We start from the raw sequence: 20213 nt of genomic DNA on the forward strand, positions 1-20213 counted from the left end.
TATGAATAGACTCCGACTCCTGATTCCGTTATGTTTACTTTTAGTGGCAGGGATCGTTCCTGTATATGCACAGGTTCTCAGCAGTAAACAGGTGGATAGCCTGGTGGAAAAAACACTGACTACTTTTAACGTGCCCGGAATTGCGGTAGCGATTGTAAAGGATGGAAAAGTAATCCATTCCAAAGGATATGGCCTGCGTTCTCTGCGCACAAAGGAGCCTGTAAATGAACATACTTTTTTTGGAATTGCATCCAATAGTAAGGCCTTTACGGCTGCCGGATTGGGAATACTGGTAGACGAAGGGAAGTTGAAATGGGATGACAAGGTCGTGGACATCATTCCTGGTTTCAAGTTGTATAATCCTTATGTGACCCAGGAATTTACGGTAAGAGATTTGTTGACACACCGGAGTGGTCTGGGACTGGGGGCAGGTGACCTGATGATTTTCCCGGATTCCAACCGGGTAACCAAAGCGGAGCTGATCCACAATATGCGTTACCTGAAACCTGTTTCCGGTTTTAGAACGAAATTTGATTACGATAACCTGTTGTATATTGTGGCTGGTGAAGTACTGGCAAAAGTTTCGGGAATGAGTTGGGAAGACTTTGTGGAAACTAAAATCATGCGTCCGATAGGGATGACAGAAAGTTCCGCTGATTATCCAAGACTAAAAGATAAAAATAATTCTATTGATGCACATACCTCCATTGATGGCAAATTAACCGTGATCAGTAAAGGTTTTCCGGTGATTTCAAATGCTGCAGGTGGCATCTGGTCTAATGTAACGGAGATGAGCAAATGGGCCATCATGCAGATGAATGGTGGTAAGTATGGACCGGATTTAAGTAAAAAATTATTCAGTACCGAAGTTCATCAGGAGATGTGGAGCCCTCAAACCATAATCGCAGGTTCTTCTTTTAACAGTTATGGCCTGGGCTGGTTTTTAAGCTCAGTAAACGGGAAACTTCAGGTTTCACATACAGGTGGTTTAAGTGGGATTGTTACTCAGGTGACCTTAATTCCGGAATTGAAACTTGGAATTATTGTGCTGACCAATCAGGAGAGTGGGGCTGCATTTACCGCAATTTCGAACTCCATAAAAGACGGGTATTTTGACATTAAAGGAAAAGATAGAATTGCTGCTTATAAAGCCAATGTCCTGGCGAATGAGGCAGAAGATAAAAAACTAACAGATAAGATCTGGGCAGATGTTGCTGCTGAGGTGAAAAAAAATACGCAGAAGATCAATCTGAGTGTTTATGAAGGTTCGTTTACAGATCCATGGTTTGGTGAAGTGACGATTAAAAACCAGGGAAATAAACTTTTCTTCCAGTCTGTAAACTCTCCAAAGTTAGGTGGAGAAATGGCCTTTTATAAAGGGAATACCTTTGTGGCAAAATGGACTGACCGGAGCATGCATGCAGATGCTTTTGTGATCTTTTCTCTGGGTAGAGACGGAAAGGCTTCCGGCATGAAAATGGAAGCTGTTTCTCCTGCAACCGATTTTAGTTACGATTTTCAGGACCTTGATTTTACAAGGTCTGTTAAAAAATAAAGCCCATGAGATCCATTCAGAAATTAAGCCTTTTACTGGCACCATTTGCGTTACTTATTTTATTTACTTCCATGATTGTTAAACCTAAAAAGATCATTTTTTTCGGTGACTCTATCACGCAAATGGGGGTTGCTCCTGGTGGATATGTGAACCTGATTGGTAAAGCACTGGATCCCTCAAAATACGAGGTGATTGGAGCAGGAATCGGTGGAAATAAAGTATACGATCTTTACCTGAGAATGGAACAGGATGTGCTGGTTAAAAAGCCGGACCTGGTCGTGATCTATATCGGTGTGAATGATGTATGGCATAAACAATCTGCGCATACAGGGACGGACTATGATAAGTTTATTCTTTTTTATCAGGCATTGATCAATAAAATCCAGGCCGGAGGGGCAAAAGTTGTTTTATGTACACCAGCAGTAATTGGTGAGAAGAAGAATGGAGCGAATGAGATGGATGCTGATCTGGATAAGTATTCTGCTGCGATCAGGGAACTTGCTGTTAAAAATAAATTGCCGATATGTGACCTTAGAGGCTTGTTTAAGGCTTATGGAGCACAAAACAATCCCTCAGATCTGGCGAAAGGGATTTTAACGACAGATGGTGTACATTTGAATGATAAAGGGAACCAGACTTTGGCAGAAGCGTTACTGCCTTTACTGAAATAGTAGTCTGGATGCTGGACACAATGTGTCTTGATTATTCACAGATGTGAATCTAAATAACAGCAAATTTACAGCTGTCAGATCTGTGCTGAAGCTGGAAAGAAAGCCAATAAGGGTGATTAGAGAAAGAGAAAAAAGAAGAACAAATGATTAACCACGATACCATAAACAAGATCATGGAAACCGTCCGTATTGAGGAGGTTGTCGGTGATTTTGTGTCCTTAAAAAAACGTGGTACCAGCTTAATTGGGAATTGCCCTTTTCACAATGAGAAAACTCCCTCTTTCCACGTTTCTGTGGCCAAGGGGATATACAAGTGTTTCGGTTGTGGTAAAGGTGGTGATTCGGTCCATTTTATCATGGACCACGAAAAGTATTCCTATCCGGAGGCTTTAAAGTTTCTGGCTCAGAAATACAATATTGAAGTTGAGGAAACGGCTCAGTCGCCCCAGAATATCGAGGCACAGAATGCCAGGGAAAGTCTGTATATCGTTTCGGAATATGCGGCAACTTATTTTGCCAACGAAATGTGGACCGGCGAACAGGGCAGGGCAATCGGTTTAAGCTATTTTAAAGAACGCGGATTCAGGGAAGATATCGTCAAAAAATTCCAGCTGGGTTATTCGCCCGATGTCTGGGATGCTTTGATACAGAGTGCCGTTGCGGCGGGACATAAAGAAGAATACCTGGAGAAAACAGGCTTGTCGATCAGGAATGATAAAGGCAAGTTATATGACCGCTTCAGAGGCCGGGTAATGTTCCCGATTCATAATTTCACCGGCAGGGTGATTGGATTTGGCGGCCGGACCCTGAAAACGGATAAAAACGTCCCCAAATACGTTAACTCTCCTGAAAGTGACATCTATCATAAGTCGAATGTACTTTATGGTTTGTTTCACGCTAAAAAGGCCATCAGAGATACCGATAACTGTTATCTGGTAGAAGGATATGCGGATGTGCTCGCTGTACATCAGGCAGGGATTGAAAATGTGGTGGCCTCCTCGGGTACTTCATTAACGACAGAGCAGATCCGTTTGATCGGTCGGTTCTCTCAGAATGTGACCATCCTTTACGATGGGGATGCTGCGGGAATCAAGGCCTCCCTGCGTGGGCTGGACATGATCCTGGAAGAAGGATTGAATGTGAAGGTGGTGCTGTTTCCGGACGGACATGATCCGGATTCTTACATGCACCATGTGGGCTCTGGTGAATTCAAGAAATACATAGAGAACAACCGGAAAGATTTTATCCTTTATAAGGCCAGCATCTTACTGAAAGAAGCGGGTACCGATCCGATAAAAAGGGCCGGGATCATCAGGGATATCGTAGAGAGTATTGCTAAAATTCCGGATGACATTAAAGCGTCTATTTTCATCAGGGAGTGCAGTGGTTTATTGCAGGTGGAAGAAAGAATCCTGCTTTCTGAGCTCAATAAGATCAGGGTTGCTAAATTCAAGAAATCGGGAAGTGGTTCTTCAGGACAGGGTTCTTCCTCTTTTCAACAGCAGAACCAGGGGCAGAACCAATATCAACCTTATCCTGACGGACCTCCTGACAACTTATTTGAAAATCCGGATTCCAATTCGGAATTTGTAGAAGCCCCTGTTGCAGAAGACAATGACTTGCTGCAGGAACAGGAAATTGTGCGGCTTTTACTGGCTTACGGACATGAACTGGTGAGCTGGGATAAGATCGATAACATGTATATCGGTTCTTTCATCATGCAAAATCTTGCGGATGTCAGTTTCCAGGATGAGCTCTGCAAAACGATTATTGATACCTATAGGGATGAAATTGAAAACGGGCATTTGCCTGTGGCCAGCCAGTTTATCAACAATGAAAACCGGAAGATTGCAGAGTTGGCGATCACGCTTTCAACCTCCCCTTACTCCCTGAGTGAGAACTGGTACAATAAACACAATATTTATGTCCGTGATGAAAGCATCAATTTAAAAGCGACCATTCTGGGAGGATTGTTTCACCTGAAAAAAGGGAAGGTAGCCAGGATGTTAATGGACATTGCCAAGGAGCTTAAAACGGAAACAGATCCGGTAAACCAGGAGATTCTGATGCAGCGGTTTGTCTTTATCAAAGGTGTGGAAAAAGAGATCTCCAAGTTTCTGGGGACGGTTATTTTAAAATAAATGGCGGTACACAATGAGCTTGGAAAACGAGGTGAGGAGATTGCCAGGGAATACCTGGAGCAGGCCGGATACCGGATTTTAAATGTAAACTGGAAATACGCCAGGGCGGAAGTTGACGTTATAGCTGAACAGGAAGGAAAGCTGATCTTTGTGGAAGTGAAAACACGGACTTCTACAGATTATGGCCATCCTGAAGAATTTGTGGACAGAAAAAAAGAGAAGCAACTCGAATTTGCTTCTGCTGCCTACATAGAAATGAAGAACCACCAGGGAGAGGTTCGTTTTGATATTATTGCAATTGTTTTCGAAAATAAAGACCTTTATAAAATTAATCATATTGAAGATGCATTCTGGCCAAGTTAAAAAAATCATCAATCTATCTAAATTAGTCCTGGCAGTAGTGGTACTATCGGGCATTTCACTGATCATTTCCTGTAAAGACACCGGCTCTTCGGGGGCAGGAGTGGGATTTAAGTTCCCGGAACAGGGGCAGTCGTTTGGTTTGGGTGAGGAGGTTAAAATCGCACTGGATGTGCCTTCGGGAACAAACATCAGCTCAGCGACCTACACACTGGATGGTAAGCCCGTAGGATCAAAAAATAACGGAGAAGGGGTGGCGATCAGTACGACCGGCCTGACCCTGGGTTATAAGCTGATCACCGCGGTGATCGAAGCCGATGGGAAGAAAGATACGTTGACTACTAATATTGAATTAAGGTCGGGCGTTAAGCCGGTACAATACACCTATAAGATCGTGAATACTTATCCGCATGATACCTCTGCTTATACACAGGGACTGGAATATCATGGCGGTAAATTTCTGGAAAGTACCGGGCAGGAGGAACACTCTACGGTAAGATGGGTAGATGTTAAATCCGGAAAGGTATTACAGCAAACGAAACTGGACGGGCAGTATTTTGGTGAAGGGTCCAGTCTGGTTGATGACAAGGTGGTGATGCTGACCTGGCAAAACAGATTGGGTTTGGTTTTCGATGCAAAATCATTCAAACAACTGTCTACTTTCCCTTATCAGGCAAGTATGGAAGGCTGGGGCTTATGCTTTGACGGAAAACAACTGATCAAATCTGATGGAACGAATAAGATCTGGTTCCTGAACAAAGACAATTATAAAGAAGAAAGTTCGATAGAAGTATACAACAACACTGGTCCTGTTGACCGCCTGAATGAGTTGGAGTACATTGATGGAAAGATTTATGCCAATGTTTATACCAAGAACGTGATTGTGGTAATTGATCCGAAATCCGGGATAATAGAACAGGAAATTGATTTTTCAGGTCTTTTACCAGCCGGTTTTTATAAGGATGAAGTGGATCAGGCGAACAATGTTCTGAATGGCATTGCCTGGGATAAAGCAGGGAAGAGACTGTTTGTGACCGGCAAAAAATGGCCGAAGATGTTTGAAGTAAAAATCAGCCCTAAATCATAAAGGCTTATTGATAAAAAAACCTCATACTTTGTTTTGCAAGGTATGAGGTTTTTTTATTTGTTATTTTTTGTCTTCTTTGGGCTCAGCGATGGTGCCATTAAAAGAAATCGACTGTCTGTTGTTGCTGTTGACATTCAGTACTGCATAACCATTTTCAGAGACGCTTAAGCTAAGGTTTTGTACTTCCCTGTTGTCCTTAGGTGCAATGTTGATGATCCAGCCACCTTTTTTCTTTTTTGTGGTTTTATAACTGAATTTTTTAGACTTGAACTTGATGCCGGAATCATCCGGGTTCATGGAGGCGGTATAAGCACGTCCATAGTAAGGCAAATAAGCCTCTACACTGTCTTTATTTATCTTCAGTTGATATTGGGAGCCTGAAAGCTGAATCATGCCTCCTCCGCTTCCATTTTGCATTTTATTCAATACTGCATTTACTTCGGCATTTGCCATGGGCATTGCTGAGGTTGCATTGAATACCAGATGCTGATCTGCCACCAGTTTTGCAGTGGTTTCTTTATCTGTCTGGGCAAATGCCTGTACCGTACTGAAAACAATAAGTAGTGCTAATAATTTTTTAAATGTTTTCATGTTTGTGTATTTTTCTGTATTAGAACAAATTAGCGTTTAAAAGGTTTAATTCCAAACGCTAATTTGTGGGAGATTTTATCTCCAGCTCTTATACTGATTGATCAGACCATTGGTAGATCCGTCATGACTCGACACTGCTTTGTCGCCCTCCAGTTCAGGAAGGATGCTTTTGGCCAGTTGTTTACCCAATTCCACACCCCATTGGTCGAAACTAAAGATGTTCCAGATGATGCCCTGAACAAATATTTTATGTTCATAGATGGCGATCAGGCTACCCAGGCTGAAAGGGGTTACTTTTTTCAAGAGAATAGAGTTGGTTGGTCTGTTTCCTTCAAAAACTTTGAATGGCGCCAGTTTTTCTATTTCTTCTGCCGTTTTTCCTTCTTTTTTAAGCTCTTCTGTGACCTGCTCTCTTGTTTTTCCGTTCATCAACGCTTCAGTTTGTGCAAAGAAGTTCGACAAGAGGATGGGATGGTGGTTTCCTAAAGGATTTAAGCTTTGGGCAGGAGCGATAAAATCGCATGGGATCAGGCGTGTTCCCTGGTGAATCAGTTGGTAAAAGGCATGTTGTCCGTTTGTTCCCGGCTCTCCCCAAATGATCGGTCCTGTTTCATAGGTCACATCTTTTCCGTTGCGGTCTACGTGTTTTCCGTTACTTTCCATATCTCCCTGCTGGAAATAGGCCGCAAAGCGGTGCATATACTGATCGTATGGTAAAATGGCCTGAGTTTCTGCATCAAAGAAATTGATGTACCAGATCCCGATTAGTGCCAGGATTACAGGAACGTTGATTTCAAATTCTGCATTTTCGAAATGCTCATCAGCGGCATGTGCACCAGCAAGTAATTGTTTGAAGTTGTCATAACCAATGCTCAGGGCAATAGGAAGGCCAATGGCACTCCACAAAGAGTATCTTCCGCCTACCCAGTCCCAGAATTCGAACATGTTCTCGGTATCAATACCAAAAGCAGCAACATCTTTCGCATTGGTAGAAAGGGCGGCAAAATGTTTCGCCACATCGGCCTGTTTTGCACCACTATTTAAGAACCAGTCCTTTGCACTGTTGGCATTGGTCATGGTTTCCTGGGTGGTAAATGTTTTAGAGGCAATCAGGAATAAAGTCGTTTCCGGGTTTACATTCTTTAATGTTTCTGCAATATGTGTTCCGTCGATATTGGAGACGAAATGCATGTTTAAATGATTTTTATAGGCTTTTAACCCTTCAGTAACCATAACAGGGCCTAAATCAGAACCGCCGATGCCGATGTTCACCACATCAGTAATGGCTTTGCCGGTATAACCTTTCCATGCTCCGGAGATGATTTCTGTACTGAATTTTTCCATTTTTGCCAGGACACGGTTCACTTCGTCCATGACATTTTTTCCCTCTACAAGAACAGGGTTGTTGCTTTGATTACGTAAAGCGGTATGTAATACTTGTCTGCCTTCTGTCTGATTGATCTGATCTCCATTAAACATGGCTTTAATCGCTTCATCCAGTTTACATTCCCTCGCCAGCTGAATCAATAAAGCCATTGTGGTATCGTTGATCCTGTTTTTCGAATAGTCGACAAGAATGTCTTCAAACAGCAGAGAGAATTTCTCAAAACGGGTTTCATCTTCAGCAAAAAGATCCTTCAGACTTTTCTCATTGATGTCAATAAAATGATCGGCAAGGTACTTATAGGCCTCAGTTTCTGTGAAATTTATCGTTGGTAGCATAATATTAGTGTTTTTGTAAATGTAGGGGTTTATTTTATTTGCTGAAATGTCATTAATAATATTTATCAATGGAAATGAATCTCCGTTGATAATCATATATTTAACGTAAAAATGATATTTATGAGAAGATTTTACTTTGTCCTGTTGGTCATGATTTCGTCAAACGTTCTTGCTCAGAAAGGGAGCTTAAGAATGGAGGTTTCCAAAAAAGCATCAAGCATTGAAAAAAAAGTGATTGACTGGCGCAGAGACCTCCATGAACATCCCGAACTGGGCAATAATGAAATCAGAACGGCAGGTATTATCGCGAAACATCTGGAATCTCTTGGGATAGCCGTGCAGACCGGAGTGGCAAAAACAGGGGTGGTAGGGATTTTAAAAGGGGGGAAGCCAGGTCCTGTTGTCGCTTTGCGGGCCGATATGGATGGCTTGCCGGTAACGGAACGGGTGGATTTACCTTTTGCCTCTAAAGTAAAAACAACTTATAATGGTCAGGAAGTAGGGGTGATGCATGCCTGTGGTCATGATACCCATGTGGCCATTTTAATGGGCGTAGCGGAAGTGCTGGCTTCGATAAAGAAAGACATTCCGGGAACGGTAAAATTTATATTTCAGCCTGCTGAAGAAGGTGCTCCCCATGGAGAGGAAGGGGGAGCAGAGCTGATGGTAAAAGAAGGGGTTTTAGAAAATCCGAAAGTGGAGGCCATTTTTGGGCTGCACATCAATTCGCAGACTCCTGTTGGCGACATCACTTATCGTCCTGGTGGCATTATGGCCGCAGTAAATGATTTGAAGATCATCGTGACCGGAAGGCAGGCACATGGTGCCTATCCATGGAGCAGTATTGATCCGGTGGTGATTTCTGCACAAATTGTGAATAACCTGCAGACAATTGTGAGCAGGAACCTGAATGTGACAGAAAATCCAGGTGTGGTAACCATTGGTGCCATTAATGGTGGAGTAAGGTCTAACATTATCCCGGAGAAGGTAGAAATGCTGGGCACCATCCGCAACTTTTCGAAGGAAGATGAGGCGATGTTTATTGAAAGGGTAAAAACAATAGCGATGAAAACTGCGGAGGCTGGAGGGGGAACGGCAGAGGTTAAGATTCCGTACAGCAATCATTATCCGGTGACTTTCAATGATATTCCACTCACGGAAAAAATGCTGCCAAGTTTACAGGCTACTGCGGGTAAGGATCATGTACGGTTGAAACCTCCGGTTACGGGGGCAGAAGATTTCTCCTTTTATCAGGAGAAAATACCAGGATTATTTATTTTTCTGGGTGGGATGCCAAAAGGAGGAGACCCGTTGAAAGCGCCTTCACATCATACACCCGATTTTTTTATCGATGAAAGTGGTTTTACTCTTGGTGTGAACGCGTTAAGTAACCTGGCACTTGATTACATGAACTTAAAGAAATAACAACATCTTTTTGATTTTGGCATCATTTTATTTGATTATATTTAATTAAAGAAAATAATACGTCACCTAGAAAAACAACAACCATGTTAGAAAATTTAAATGAATTGGTAAAAGAAAGCACTCAGGATGCGATTGTAAATAACCCTGCAATCCCTAATGAGCAGAACGAGGCCGCTATTCAGGCCGCTTCAGGTTCGATCTTTGATTCACTAAAGCAACAGTTATCATCCGGAAATATTGGAGGCCTTGTGGACGCTTTTAAAGGTGGAAACGTAGAAGGAAGTGCAGTGGCACAGGATGCCTCGTCTGGCTTTGTGGATAAACTTGCTGGAATGGGGATTAATCTGGACTCTGCCAAAGCAATTGCAGCATCTGTTATCCCTGGAATTATAGGTAAACTTATCAATAAAACAAATGATCCTAATGACAGTTCTTTCAATATTCAGGATGTACTGACCAAGATCTCCGGTGAGGATGGTAAATTCCAGTTATCGGACCTGACGGAATTGTTCAATGGAAATAAAGAAGGAGAAGCGAAAGAAGGGGAAGGCGGAATTGTAGATAAGCTGAAAGGACTTTTTAATTAAGACTTATCATTATTTTTGAAAGGCTATTTAAACATTGTTTAAATAGCCTTTTGTATTTTATATATTTGTGATTATGACAAAAGAACAAATACAGGATTTAAGGGACAGAGTAGCGTCGCTGAGGAGGCATCTTTGACGTCGAAACACGTTTAGATGAAATTTATATAGAGCAGGAACTTACCCTGCAAACTGATTTCTGGGATGATCCCAAAAAAGCGGAGAAACATCTTGCAGGAATCAATTCTAAAAAGGTTTGGACCGATGCATGGCAGGCGGTCAATGCGGAACTGGAAGACACAGAAGTCCTTTTCGATTTTTTACAGGCAGGAGATGCAACAGCAGAGGAGATGCAGGAGCAATACGATAAGTGTTTGCTGATGGTCGAAGAGCTGGAGTTAAAAAACATGTTGAGCAGTAAAGAAGACCAGTTGCAGGCAGTGATGCAAATCACGGCAGGTGCAGGAGGTACGGAGAGTTGCGACTGGGCAGCAATGCTGATGCGGATGTACATCATGTGGGGGGAAAAGAACGGATACAAAGTGACCGAACAGGATTCTCAGGAAGGTGAGGTGACCGGGATTAAGTCGGTAACCCTTCAGTTTGCGGGCGACTTTTCTTATGGTTACCTGAAAGGAGAAAACGGGGTTCACCGTTTGGTTCGGATTTCACCATTTGATTCCAATGCGCGCCGGCATACTTCTTTTGCTTCTGTTTACGTTTATCCTTTGGTAGATGATACCATAGAGATTGAAGTAAAGGATTCAGAAATTGAGTTTGAAACTTTCCGTTCCGGTGGTGCTGGTGGACAAAATGTGAATAAAGTGGAGACGGCAGTAAGGCTGTACCACAAGCCATCAGGTATTGTCATCAAAAACCAGGAATCCCGCTCTCAGTTACAGAACAAGGAAAACGCATTGCGTTTATTGAAGTCGCAATTATATGAGGCAGAAATGCGGAAACGTATGGAAGCAACCGCGGTAATTGAAGGTTCTAAGAAGAAGATTGAATGGGGATCGCAAATCAGGAATTATGTGCTGCATCCTTATAAACTGGTGAAAGACTTACGGACCAATTTTGAGACCTCCAATGCACAGGGGGTATTGGATGGAGAACTCAACGAATTTTTGAAAGCATATTTAATGGAATTCTAAAGATGAAATACCTTATTGCACTATTCATGACCAGTCTTATTTCAGTAACCGGCCTTCGGGCGCAGGAAAATGTACTTTTATATCCTGGAGCAATTCCGGGATCAAAACCAGCACCTGCTGATTTTAAAGAGCTCGTTGAAAATGGAAAAGATGGAATTCTGAGGGTCAGTAAGGTTTCTCAGCCCACATTGAGTGTGTTTTTGCCTGCAAAGGAAAAAGCTACCGGAGCGGCTGTGATTATTTGTCCGGGTGGAGGATATGGCATTCTGGCCATAGGCCATGAAGGTTATGATGTGGCAAAGAAGTTTAATGAGATTGGTGTTGCAGCTTTTGTCCTTAAATATCGTTTGCCGGACCAGGCGATTATGCTGGATAAATCATTGGGACCATTACAGGATGCGCAGCAGGCGATTTATGAACTGAGAAGAAATGCCGGGAAATGGAACATTAATCCGGATAAAATCGGAATCATGGGATTTTCTGCGGGTGGACATCTTGCAGCAAGCCTGACTGTACATTATGGAGATCCTAAAATAGAGAATAAGGAAAAGTTGGGGCTTCGTCCTGACTTTTCAATTTTGATCTATCCGGTGATCTCTTTCCGGGAATCTCCGCATACAGGATCAGCGAAAAACCTGGCCGGACCAAATGCAACCGAAGCGCAGAAGGATTACTTCTCCAATGAGAAATATGTGAACGCCCAGACCCCCATTACTTTTTTGGTACATGCCAACGATGACAAGACTGTTCCTGTGGAAAACAGTGTGGTTTTTAACCGGGCATTGGTGAAGGCCGGAGTTAAATCTGAAATGCACCTTTACCAGGGTGGAGGCCATGGTTTTGGCTTAAACAATAAAACCACTGCTGATCAGTGGTTCGACCGCCTTGTCAACTGGATGAAGGGCAATAAAATTATTTAAAGGTCGGTATTGGTCAGGATATCCTGCAATTCCTTCAATTCTTCTACTTTTTCCTTTGAGCCCAGGTTTTCATAAGCAGAAATCAGGTTTCTGATGATTCTTCTGATGATCTCGACATTGCTGCAGGGTGCATAAAAGCCTGGCATCGGATCAAGGTTGAGTTGTCTGAGGAACTGATCTACATCGTGTTTCCCGAATATCGCTCCTTTATTGAAGGCATTGATGTAAAAGAGTACCCCAAATTCATGTTCTTCTCTTTTACTCTCATCAATATAGCCCAGTATAAAATGCTGCGGAAGATTTACGCCATATACCGGGATGTCCAGCTTCTGTGCAATGGTGGAATAAATGATGGCCAGCGAAATCTGGTTTCCTTTTTTACTTTCCAGGACCTGATTGATATAAGAGTTTTGTGGATCATGGTGGTTTTTTGTATTTCCACTGAAGCCATATACATTATAAAAGATATGATTGATGAGCTTGATTTTTTCAATTGAACTCATTTCATATTGAAGCCCCATCCAGATTTCTCTTTTGATTTCTTCAATCTGGAGCATTACTTTCTGTTCATCAAGATCCGGGTATTGGTATCTGTTGATGACCAGGGCTCCCTGCAGCAGGTCAAAGGCTCCACTCTGGAACCAGAGGTTCAGGTCTTCCCTGACACTTGCAAATTGTATTTTGTGAACGATATTTTCGATTCTTTCCTGAAGCAGGGAATCAAGGGATTGTTCCCATGCATTTTCTAAAAAATGGACTACTTCTTCACCATACTCCAGCAGGCGTTTTTCAATATGCTCATAGATCTCCGGATCGGGATCATCAAGCAATTTGACCAATGCACTTATTTCTTTACTATTTTCCATTAAACATGCAACTTAGAATCTTATGATTGCTTATTTTTGTAGCTATGGTTTTCAATTTCATCAGTGACTATCTGAAGCATCGCTTTACCTCTAAAAGCAGACATGGTACCCACTCACCCTTCGTATATAAGCTTACGGATGAGGTAATTTACGACTTTAACGCTAAAAGTGACTATAAAAGCATTGAGCTGCAAAGAAAAAAACTTTTCAATGACGATTCATTGATCACTGTAACTGATCTGGGAGCCGGTTCTCACCTGAATAAGAACAGAAGCAAAAAGGTGAAACAGATTGCTAAAAATGCCTTAAAGAACCCAAGGCTGGCGCAGCTGATCTATCGTCTGGCAAAAGACAATCAGCCGAAAAGTATCATTGAACTGGGAACCTGTTTAGGGATTACCAGTGCTTATCTTTCTAAGGCTTGTCCGGAGGCGGATGTGATTACCATTGAAGGATGTCCGGAAACGGCGAAAGTTGCGTACCGGAATTTTCAGGAACTGGAACTGGATAATGTAGAACTGAGGGTAGGGAACTTTGATACCTTACTTCCAGGAGTGATTGAGCAGGAGCCAAGACTGGATTTTGTGTATGTTGACGGAAACCATAGAAAAGAAGCGACCATTAATTACTTTAACTGGTGTTTGCCTAAAGTGCATGAAGGTTCCTTACTGATCTTTGATGATATTTACTGGAGTGAAGGCATGAAGGAAGCCTGGGAAGAAATCAAGAGCCATCCGGAGGTAACGGTGACAGTAGATCTTTTCTGGATCGGATTGGTTTACTTCAAAAAAGGGCAGGCTAAAGAGCATTTTAAAATCAAGTTTTAAAGGTCTTTATCGCTGCATTGCTTCTTTAACTGTTTTTTAAGGTGTATAACTTATTTTTAAGTTGTATAACTGAAAAATAAGTTATACCTTTAGTTTATGGAAGAATTAACTAAAGCGGAAGAGCGTGTCATGCAGGTGATATGGAAACTGGAGAAAGCATTTGTTAAGGATGTAATTGCAGATATGGAGGAGGAACCCAAGCCTCCTTACAATACGATTTCTTCTATAGTCCGTCTTTTGGAAAAGAAAGGCTATCTCGGCTATAAAGCCTACGGCAAAACTTATGAGTATTTTCCTGCCATTAGCAAGGAAGTGTACACCAGGACAACTTTTGATAAATTGTTTTCTGGTTATTTTGATAACTCGCCAGCTTCGCTTTTGTCCTTTATGGTGAAGGAGAAGAGTCTGAGTGATGCAGATGTGGCAGAGTTGAAAGCACTCATAGAAAAAAACAGTAAGTAATGGACTGGCTGTTTTATATGGTCAAAGTGTCGGTTTGTCTGACGGCGTTTTACGGCTGCTATCATTTCTTTTTACGAAGACTTACGTTTTTTAAAGGCAACAGGTATTTCCTGCTTTTGGGCTTGTTGCTGAGCTTTGTTGTTCCCCTTATTCAGATTGAAGTAGAGCGGGTAGTTTCTGCAAAGGAGTCTGTTGCGGTTCCCCTGGGCATTCCTTTAGTTGCTAAGGGAGGTTTCTCTGAAGTAAAGCCGGCAGTGGTTTCTGCTCTGCCCTTATCTGAGAAGCCAGATCTGTTCAGCGGTGATCACTGGAAGTTGTTGCTATGGTATTTGTATTGCATTGTAGCCTTGCTGATGCTGTTGACCTTTCTGGTTCGGATGGCCGTACTGCTGAAAGCGATGTTAAGCTCAGGCCAACGTTTTGGGCGCTTAAAATTAGTCTATAAATCTGAAGGCTTTACGAATTGTTCTTTTTTCAATTGTGTTTTTGTGAATGACAATGGTCTTTCTGGAGAAGAGGTGGAGGCATTGCTCAGGCATGAGGAACTTCATTCCAGAAAATACCACTCTCTTGATAAGTTGCTGATCTCGGTTTGCAAAATTCTGTTGTGGTTCAATCCGGTTATTTATTTATATGAGCGTGCAATAGAACTGGTTCATGAGTATGAAGCTGATGAGGAAGCTTCTTCCGGTTCTTTTGGAACAACTTTGTATGCAGGATTATTGTTAAAACTGGCGCTGAAGAAAAGAACTCCAGCGCTGACACATGGTTTCGCCCTGATTCCGGTCAAGGAAAGAATTAAAATGATATTCACTAAACCCTCAAATCGTATGAAAAAGTTAATGTATTTGGCGGGACTACCGCTGCTGGCTGTTTTGCTTTGGAGTTTTTCCATAAAGCGTATTGATAAAGTTGTGGATCAGAAGGAAAATGTTTTGGCTTTTAAAAAGAAAGAGCAGGCGAGTGACAGTACGGTCCGCTACCAACAAAAAATAAAAATGAGCAAGGCTATGCTTAAAGGCAGGAAGGAATTTACGGACTGGCAGAAAACAGCAGAATTTAAACTTAGACGATCCAGGGCAGATAAATTGTTGGAAAGGTCAGTCAGCGGAGTTTTAAAGGGTGTCTATTCAGATGGCAATGGCCTCAGGGGACAACGGTATTTGTTTGAGTTTGATAAGGAGACTTATGTGTTGGATATTGGTTATGGTGGGGAGCCAACGAAGGGCTTGCTTCATGTCAATGATGTAATCAGCTTTAAGGTTTCCGGAGTAGGGATGAATAAGAAAGATCCATACTTGTCTTTAACTGCTTTCGATATTGAAAGGGATGGAAAGGTTATTTATCAAACCAAAAGAGCAGGGGAGGAGGTTTATCCTTTTTTATATGAAGCAAACAGGGTTAGGTTCACCGATGGGCATATCACTAAAATCGTAGAAAAAGGAGGAGGCAAGGTCGTGCTGACTGTTGTTGCGAATGGTTATACGTTTATGGTAAACTTCGATGAAACACAGGTTGGTTTAGCGGCTTTAGCAAAGTTTACAAATGGGGATGCGGTGAGATTAAGATTTGTGCATGAAGTTAAATCCGGCGCTAAATCTTATTTGATTAATGATTGGGTTGCGATTTCCAAAAACATCAGGGAATATGGTGTTAAGAATGAAAAGCTCTTCCGAAAGTTTTATGAGCCGGTTTCTCAAACCCATGGCAAGATCACTTATTCCGCCCAGGATTCTACCAAAGTAGATAAGAAGGGAGGGTTGGTTTATCTTTATGGGAATGCGAAGCTCAGTTATGAAAACATGAACATTGAGGCAGATAAGATTTTCATCAATGCAAAGGAATCTACAGGTATTGCAAGTCATGCAATGATCCGTTCGTCGGTTGGCGCAAGCCCTAAAAGAGGCAATTGGTCTTTTGACCTGAAGACAGGCCAGTTTGAAGTTGCAGATGCTAAGGCTATGTTTTAAAATGCTTCTGCCAGGGTGATGTAAAATCCGCTCTGGCGTTTTTCATTTGTTCTCTTTTCCCCAACGGCATAATCCATACGGACGCTAAGTCCTTTTTCGGGATCGAAGAAATATCTTCCCCCTGCTCCGAAAGATGGTTTGAAGCTTTTCATAGAGAAATCACCATTGTCAAAAACCTGTCCGGTTCCGGCAAAGACGACTGCCCCGAAGCGGTTGTTGTAACGGTATCGTAATTCTGCCTGTCCTGCCAAAAGGTTTCTATCGCGGTAGCGCCCGGTATAATAGCCTCTCATCATTTCATCGTTACCCATTTGAGGTAAGAGGTAGAATGGGGTATTCTTTCCCTGTACGCTATGGAATAAAGCGTTTACACCAAGCACGAATTTTTTAGAGAGTGGCCAGAAATTCCGGACATTCGCTTTGATGACACTTCCTGTAAAACTTTCGCCTCCCCAGAAGTCTGGTGCATATTGATAGGTGACGCGGCCCAGGAATCCTTTAGTAGGGTAGTTGTTGGAGTTTCTGGTATCGTAACTTTGAGAAATTCCAATATAAGCGACATTGCCACCGCCTTTATGGATCAGTGTCTGATCCGTTGTGAATATTCCTCCTGCAACTTCATCTTTATAGTTATAGTTTTCGTAACCGATGGATAAACCTGTATAGGCATGTGGTAATAATCTTTTTTCTGCTTCAAACATGATCCTCGACTGACGTTGGATCAAACGATCGGAATTGGCTTCGAGGGTTTCGTTGCCCAGGCCATAAAAGTTGAAGGGCATTCTTTTGAACCTGAACTCAGAGATCAGGTGATATTCATTTCCTTTAGTCCAGATGTCGCTCTTTAAAGAGAAGTTGTATTGGCCTTTGGTAGATATGGTGGCTACTCCGGAAAAGTTAGAGCTGCGGTTGGTACTGTCTTTTCTGTCTACATAAGTAGAATAGAGTGCACCCAGCCCAAACTCGGCACCGATTTCCTGAGAGTAGCGAAATATAGGAACAGGCATGAAACTCGCCCTGCGGGAACTGTCTGTTTTATCTGATAAGTATCTTTTGATAAATTTCTTTTGCGCTGATACGTCTGCGGCAGTAATAATAAGTATAGTGATGCAAAGCGAAATTTTCTTCATTGGCCTAAAATAGTATAAAGATTTAAATTATTCTGATATCCGCGATCCATTAGCAAGATTGAGGCCAGTTATTCCTAACGGATTTATTTTTAAAGAATTGTTTTTAGCGCAAAGATTCTTTTTGGTAACAGTTCGGCTGTTATGATTAGTCCTTTACGATTATTTGCCTATTTTTGCGGCAACAACAAAATTTAATCAAAGATGAGTACAACAAGAGGACCTATCTCGCAATTCATGGAGAAACATTATCTCCATTTTAATGCGGCAGCTATGATGGATGCGGCTAAAGGATATGAAACACATTTAGATGAAGGTGGTAAGATGATGATTACCCTTGCAGGTGCGATGAGTACTGCAGAGCTGGGAATCTCCTTAGCCGAAATGATCCGTCAGGATAAAGTTTCGATCATTTCCTGTACCGGTGCCAACCTGGAGGAAGATATCATGAACCTTGTTGCGCATTCACACTATAAAAGAGTACCTAACTACCGTGACCTGAGTCCTCAGGACGAGTGGGATCTTTTGGAGAACCATTATAACAGGGTTACCGATACTTGTATTCCCGAAGAAGAGGCTTTCCGCAGATTGCAAAAACACATTCATAAAATCTGGACAGATGCAGAAAAAGCTGGTGAGCGTTATTTTCCGCATGAGTTTATGTATAAGATGTTATTGAGTGGAGATTTAGAGCAATACTATGAGATTGATCCTAAAAATTCATGGATGCTTGCAGCGGCAGAGAAAAATCTTCCGATTGTAGTACCAGGATGGGAAGACTCTACGATGGGTAATATTTTCGCATCTTATGTGATGAAGTCTGAATTGACTGCAACCACAATGAAAGGTGGAATTGAGTATATGGGTTATTTAGCAGACTGGTACATTAAGAACAGTTCAGGCAAAGGAATCGGATTCTTCCAGATTGGTGGAGGTATTGCCGGTGACTTCCCGATCTGTGTGGTTCCAATGCTTTATCAGGATATGGAAATGGAGAATATTCCATTCTGGAGCTATTTCTGCCAGATCTCCGATTCTACTACTTCTTACGGTTCTTATTCCGGAGCAGTGCCTAATGAAAAAATCACCTGGGGTAAACTGGATATCAACACGCCTAAGTTCATCGTGGAATCAGATGCGACAATCGTTGCTCCACTGATCTTTTCATGGATATTAAAAATGTAAATTGAATTTACAAATATTGCCAATGTGAGCTTGGCTATCGGGAATCAGCAATTTTTTAAAAATTGCTGATTTTCCTCGTTTAAAGCCCCAAAAACGAACTATTTAGATTGATTATAAATTGTATTTACTGTCATTTATTTGTCATTGGTAAGTTAATAAATTTTACTTTTGTGGACGTTTTGGTGAAGAACCTAAGTTCGAACATCAAATGCGGTTTACAAGTTTTTTAAAAAATAGCATAAAATACTCATTATGAGGGATATCTCATTGATCATTAGAAGAGTTTGGAAGTCAACAGTCATGTTAACGGCCCTATCTGTTTTAATCGTTTCTGCAACACAAGCGCAAGATGTAGTGGAGGGAAGAAAAATATTTAAAGATAAATGTTCTTCTTGTCACCAATTAGACCGTAACAGTACGGGTCCGGCTTTAACTGCTAAAGTTAACGAGCTGGATGAAGCATTTACCATCAAATGGGTTAGGAACTGGAAAGCTTTAGTAGATGCCGGCGACAAGCAGGCGATCGAAGCTGCAAAGTTTTCTCCATCGGAGATGACTACGTTCCCTCAGTTGACGGACGATCAGATTAAAAATGTAATCGCGTATGCAAAAGCAGGCGAGCCTAAAAAAGAAGCTGTAGCTGGTGAAGGTACTGGAGAAGCTGCTTCAACAGGTGTGTCTGATTTTTCTATCGCCGGTATCGTTGCTATTATATTAATATCGATTGCGGTATTGGTTATACTGGGACGTGCCATTAAAATGTTAGAGCGTCTGATTCTACAGAAACAAGGTGTTGTCCTTGCGGAAGAAGAAAACGTTTCTCTTGCAACAGGCGTTCGCAGATTATTCAAAAACAAGAAATTTGTATTCTTCTTCATTCTATGTTTAGTAGTGAGCTTAGGTTCATTCGGATGGATGGGCATGTGGAATACAGGTGTACACACTGGTTACCAACCGGTACAGCCGATTAAATTCTCTCACGAGTTGCACGCTGGTACAAATAAAATTGACTGTCAGTATTGTCATGCTGGTGCATTCAAGTCTAAAAATTCAACGATCCCATCTGTGAACGTTTGTATGAACTGTCACAAATCGGTACAGGCGACTGAAAAATACAATGGCGAGATCTCTCCTGAGATTCAGAAAATCTACACTGCAATTGGTTATGATCCTGCAACCTTGACTTATGACAAGACCAAAGAGAAACCAGTAGAGTGGGTACGTGTACACAACCTTCCTGACTTTGCTTACTTCAACCACTCTCAACACGTAGTCGTAGGTGAGCAGGCGATCAGAAAAGAAAAAGGTTTAAAACCTAACGAGCCGGTATGTTTCGCATGTCATGGTCCGGTTGATACGATGGAAGAAATCTATCAGTTCTCTCCGCTAACGATGAAATGGTGTATCAATTGCCATAAAGACGCTGAGGTTTCAGGTAAAGACAATGCATTCTATGCTAAAGTCATTGCAGCTCACGAGAAGATCAAAAAAGGTGAGAAAATCACACCAGCATTATTGGGTGGTTTAGAGTGTGGTAAGTGCCACTATTAATTAGTAGAGTTTAAT

18 protein-coding genes are annotated in these 20213 nt (G+C 41.9%); 14 read left to right on the plus strand and 4 right to left on the minus strand.

Annotated elements, in window-relative coordinates; genetic code table 11:
* Window position 1: 1 nt before the first annotated feature.
* From BUC20_RS15610 to BUC20_RS15630, 5 genes are all read left to right on the plus strand, one after another.
* Window positions 2–1555, plus strand: coding sequence for a serine hydrolase (locus BUC20_RS15610; protein ID WP_073232027.1), 1554 nt, complete (start codon window positions 2–4; stop codon window positions 1553–1555).
* A gap of 5 nt (window positions 1556–1560) precedes the next feature.
* Window positions 1561–2226 (plus strand): SGNH/GDSL hydrolase family protein, encoded by a 666-nt coding sequence (locus BUC20_RS15615; RefSeq protein WP_073232028.1) that lies wholly within the window; start codon window positions 1561–1563, stop codon window positions 2224–2226.
* Between the two features lie 143 nt (window positions 2227–2369).
* Window positions 2370–4367, plus strand: a complete 1998-nt coding sequence (gene dnaG / locus BUC20_RS15620; RefSeq protein ID WP_073232029.1) for a DNA primase — start codon at window positions 2370–2372, stop codon at window positions 4365–4367.
* Window positions 4368–4730 (plus strand): YraN family protein, encoded by a 363-nt coding sequence (locus BUC20_RS15625; protein WP_073232030.1) that lies wholly within the window; start codon window positions 4368–4370, stop codon window positions 4728–4730.
* Window positions 4711–5814, plus strand: coding sequence for a glutaminyl-peptide cyclotransferase (locus BUC20_RS15630; protein WP_073232031.1), 1104 nt, complete (start codon window positions 4711–4713; stop codon window positions 5812–5814). The genes BUC20_RS15625 and BUC20_RS15630 overlap by 20 nt, the downstream gene beginning before the upstream one ends.
* 60 nt (window positions 5815–5874) lie before the next feature.
* Here the strand turns inward: BUC20_RS15630 and BUC20_RS15635 are convergent, their stop codons facing one another.
* Together BUC20_RS15635 and pgi are read right to left on the minus strand one after the other, a co-directional pair.
* Entirely contained in the window at window positions 5875–6405 is a 531-nt protein-coding gene (locus tag BUC20_RS15635; RefSeq protein ID WP_073232032.1) for a DUF4251 domain-containing protein, read from the minus strand.
* Window positions 6406–6480: 75 nt separating this feature from the next.
* Entirely contained in the window at window positions 6481–8127 is a 1647-nt protein-coding gene (gene pgi, locus BUC20_RS15640; protein WP_073232692.1) for a glucose-6-phosphate isomerase, read from the minus strand.
* 120 nt (window positions 8128–8247) lie between these two features.
* On the opposite strand from pgi, the gene BUC20_RS15645 reads away from it, so the two are divergent.
* The 4 genes from BUC20_RS15645 to BUC20_RS15660 all read left to right on the plus strand — a co-directional run bounded on the left by BUC20_RS15645 (window position 8248) and on the right by BUC20_RS15660 (window position 12210).
* On the plus strand, window positions 8248–9552 hold the full coding sequence (locus BUC20_RS15645) for an amidohydrolase (protein WP_073232033.1): 1305 nt from the start codon (window positions 8248–8250) through the stop codon (window positions 9550–9552).
* A gap of 83 nt (window positions 9553–9635) precedes the next feature.
* Window positions 9636–10139: a hypothetical protein gene (locus BUC20_RS15650; protein ID WP_073232034.1), complete on the plus strand. Its 504-nt coding sequence runs from the start codon at window positions 9636–9638 to the stop codon at window positions 10137–10139.
* 73 nt (window positions 10140–10212) lie between these two features.
* Window positions 10213–11290, plus strand: a protein-coding gene (gene prfB / locus BUC20_RS15655) for a peptide chain release factor 2 (RefSeq protein ID WP_143166824.1) whose coding sequence is annotated in 2 segments (ribosomal slippage) — window positions 10213–10272 and window positions 10274–11290 — 1077 coding nt in all. Because the reading frame shifts where the segments join, the coding sequence is not laid out codon by codon here.
* A gap of 2 nt (window positions 11291–11292) precedes the next feature.
* Window positions 11293–12210: an alpha/beta hydrolase gene (locus BUC20_RS15660; RefSeq protein WP_073232035.1), complete on the plus strand. Its 918-nt coding sequence runs from the start codon at window positions 11293–11295 to the stop codon at window positions 12208–12210.
* On the opposite strand, the gene BUC20_RS15665 is transcribed toward BUC20_RS15660, so the two are convergent.
* Complete coding sequence (locus BUC20_RS15665; protein WP_073232036.1) at window positions 12207–13076, minus strand: transglutaminase-like domain-containing protein; 870 nt, start codon at window positions 13074–13076, stop codon at window positions 12207–12209. The two genes, BUC20_RS15660 and BUC20_RS15665, sit on opposite strands and share 4 nt — an antisense overlap.
* A 44-nt stretch (window positions 13077–13120) precedes the next feature.
* On the opposite strand from BUC20_RS15665, the gene BUC20_RS15670 reads away from it, so the two are divergent.
* The 3 genes from BUC20_RS15670 to BUC20_RS15680 all read left to right on the plus strand — a co-directional run bounded on the left by BUC20_RS15670 (window position 13121) and on the right by BUC20_RS15680 (window position 16335).
* Window positions 13121–13903 carry an O-methyltransferase gene (locus BUC20_RS15670; RefSeq protein WP_073232037.1) on the plus strand — a complete coding sequence of 261 codons (783 nt, stop codon included), beginning with the start codon at window positions 13121–13123 and terminating at the stop codon, window positions 13901–13903.
* Window positions 13904–13999: 96 nt separating this feature from the next.
* Window positions 14000–14365 carry a BlaI/MecI/CopY family transcriptional regulator gene (locus BUC20_RS15675; protein ID WP_073232038.1) on the plus strand — a complete coding sequence of 122 codons (366 nt, stop codon included), beginning with the start codon at window positions 14000–14002 and terminating at the stop codon, window positions 14363–14365.
* Window positions 14365–16335: a M56 family metallopeptidase gene (locus BUC20_RS15680; protein ID WP_073232039.1), complete on the plus strand. Its 1971-nt coding sequence runs from the start codon at window positions 14365–14367 to the stop codon at window positions 16333–16335. The genes BUC20_RS15675 and BUC20_RS15680 overlap by 1 nt, the downstream gene beginning before the upstream one ends.
* On the opposite strand, the gene BUC20_RS15685 is transcribed toward BUC20_RS15680, so the two are convergent.
* Window positions 16332–17465 (minus strand): BamA/TamA family outer membrane protein, encoded by a 1134-nt coding sequence (locus BUC20_RS15685; RefSeq protein WP_073232040.1) that lies wholly within the window; start codon window positions 17463–17465, stop codon window positions 16332–16334. The genes BUC20_RS15680 and BUC20_RS15685 overlap by 4 nt on opposite strands.
* A 201-nt stretch (window positions 17466–17666) precedes the next feature.
* On the opposite strand from BUC20_RS15685, the gene BUC20_RS15690 reads away from it, so the two are divergent.
* Both BUC20_RS15690 and BUC20_RS15695 read left to right on the plus strand, forming a co-directional pair.
* Complete coding sequence (locus BUC20_RS15690; protein WP_069379415.1) at window positions 17667–18647, plus strand: deoxyhypusine synthase family protein; 981 nt, start codon at window positions 17667–17669, stop codon at window positions 18645–18647.
* Between the two features lie 252 nt (window positions 18648–18899).
* Window positions 18900–20198 carry a c-type cytochrome gene (locus tag BUC20_RS15695; protein ID WP_073232041.1) on the plus strand — a complete coding sequence of 433 codons (1299 nt, stop codon included), beginning with the start codon at window positions 18900–18902 and terminating at the stop codon, window positions 20196–20198.
* Window positions 20199–20213: the final 15 nt, after the last annotated feature.

The organism is Pedobacter caeni, assembly GCF_900129215.1.
Lineage (GTDB): Bacteria > Bacteroidota > Bacteroidia > Sphingobacteriales > Sphingobacteriaceae > Pedobacter > Pedobacter caeni.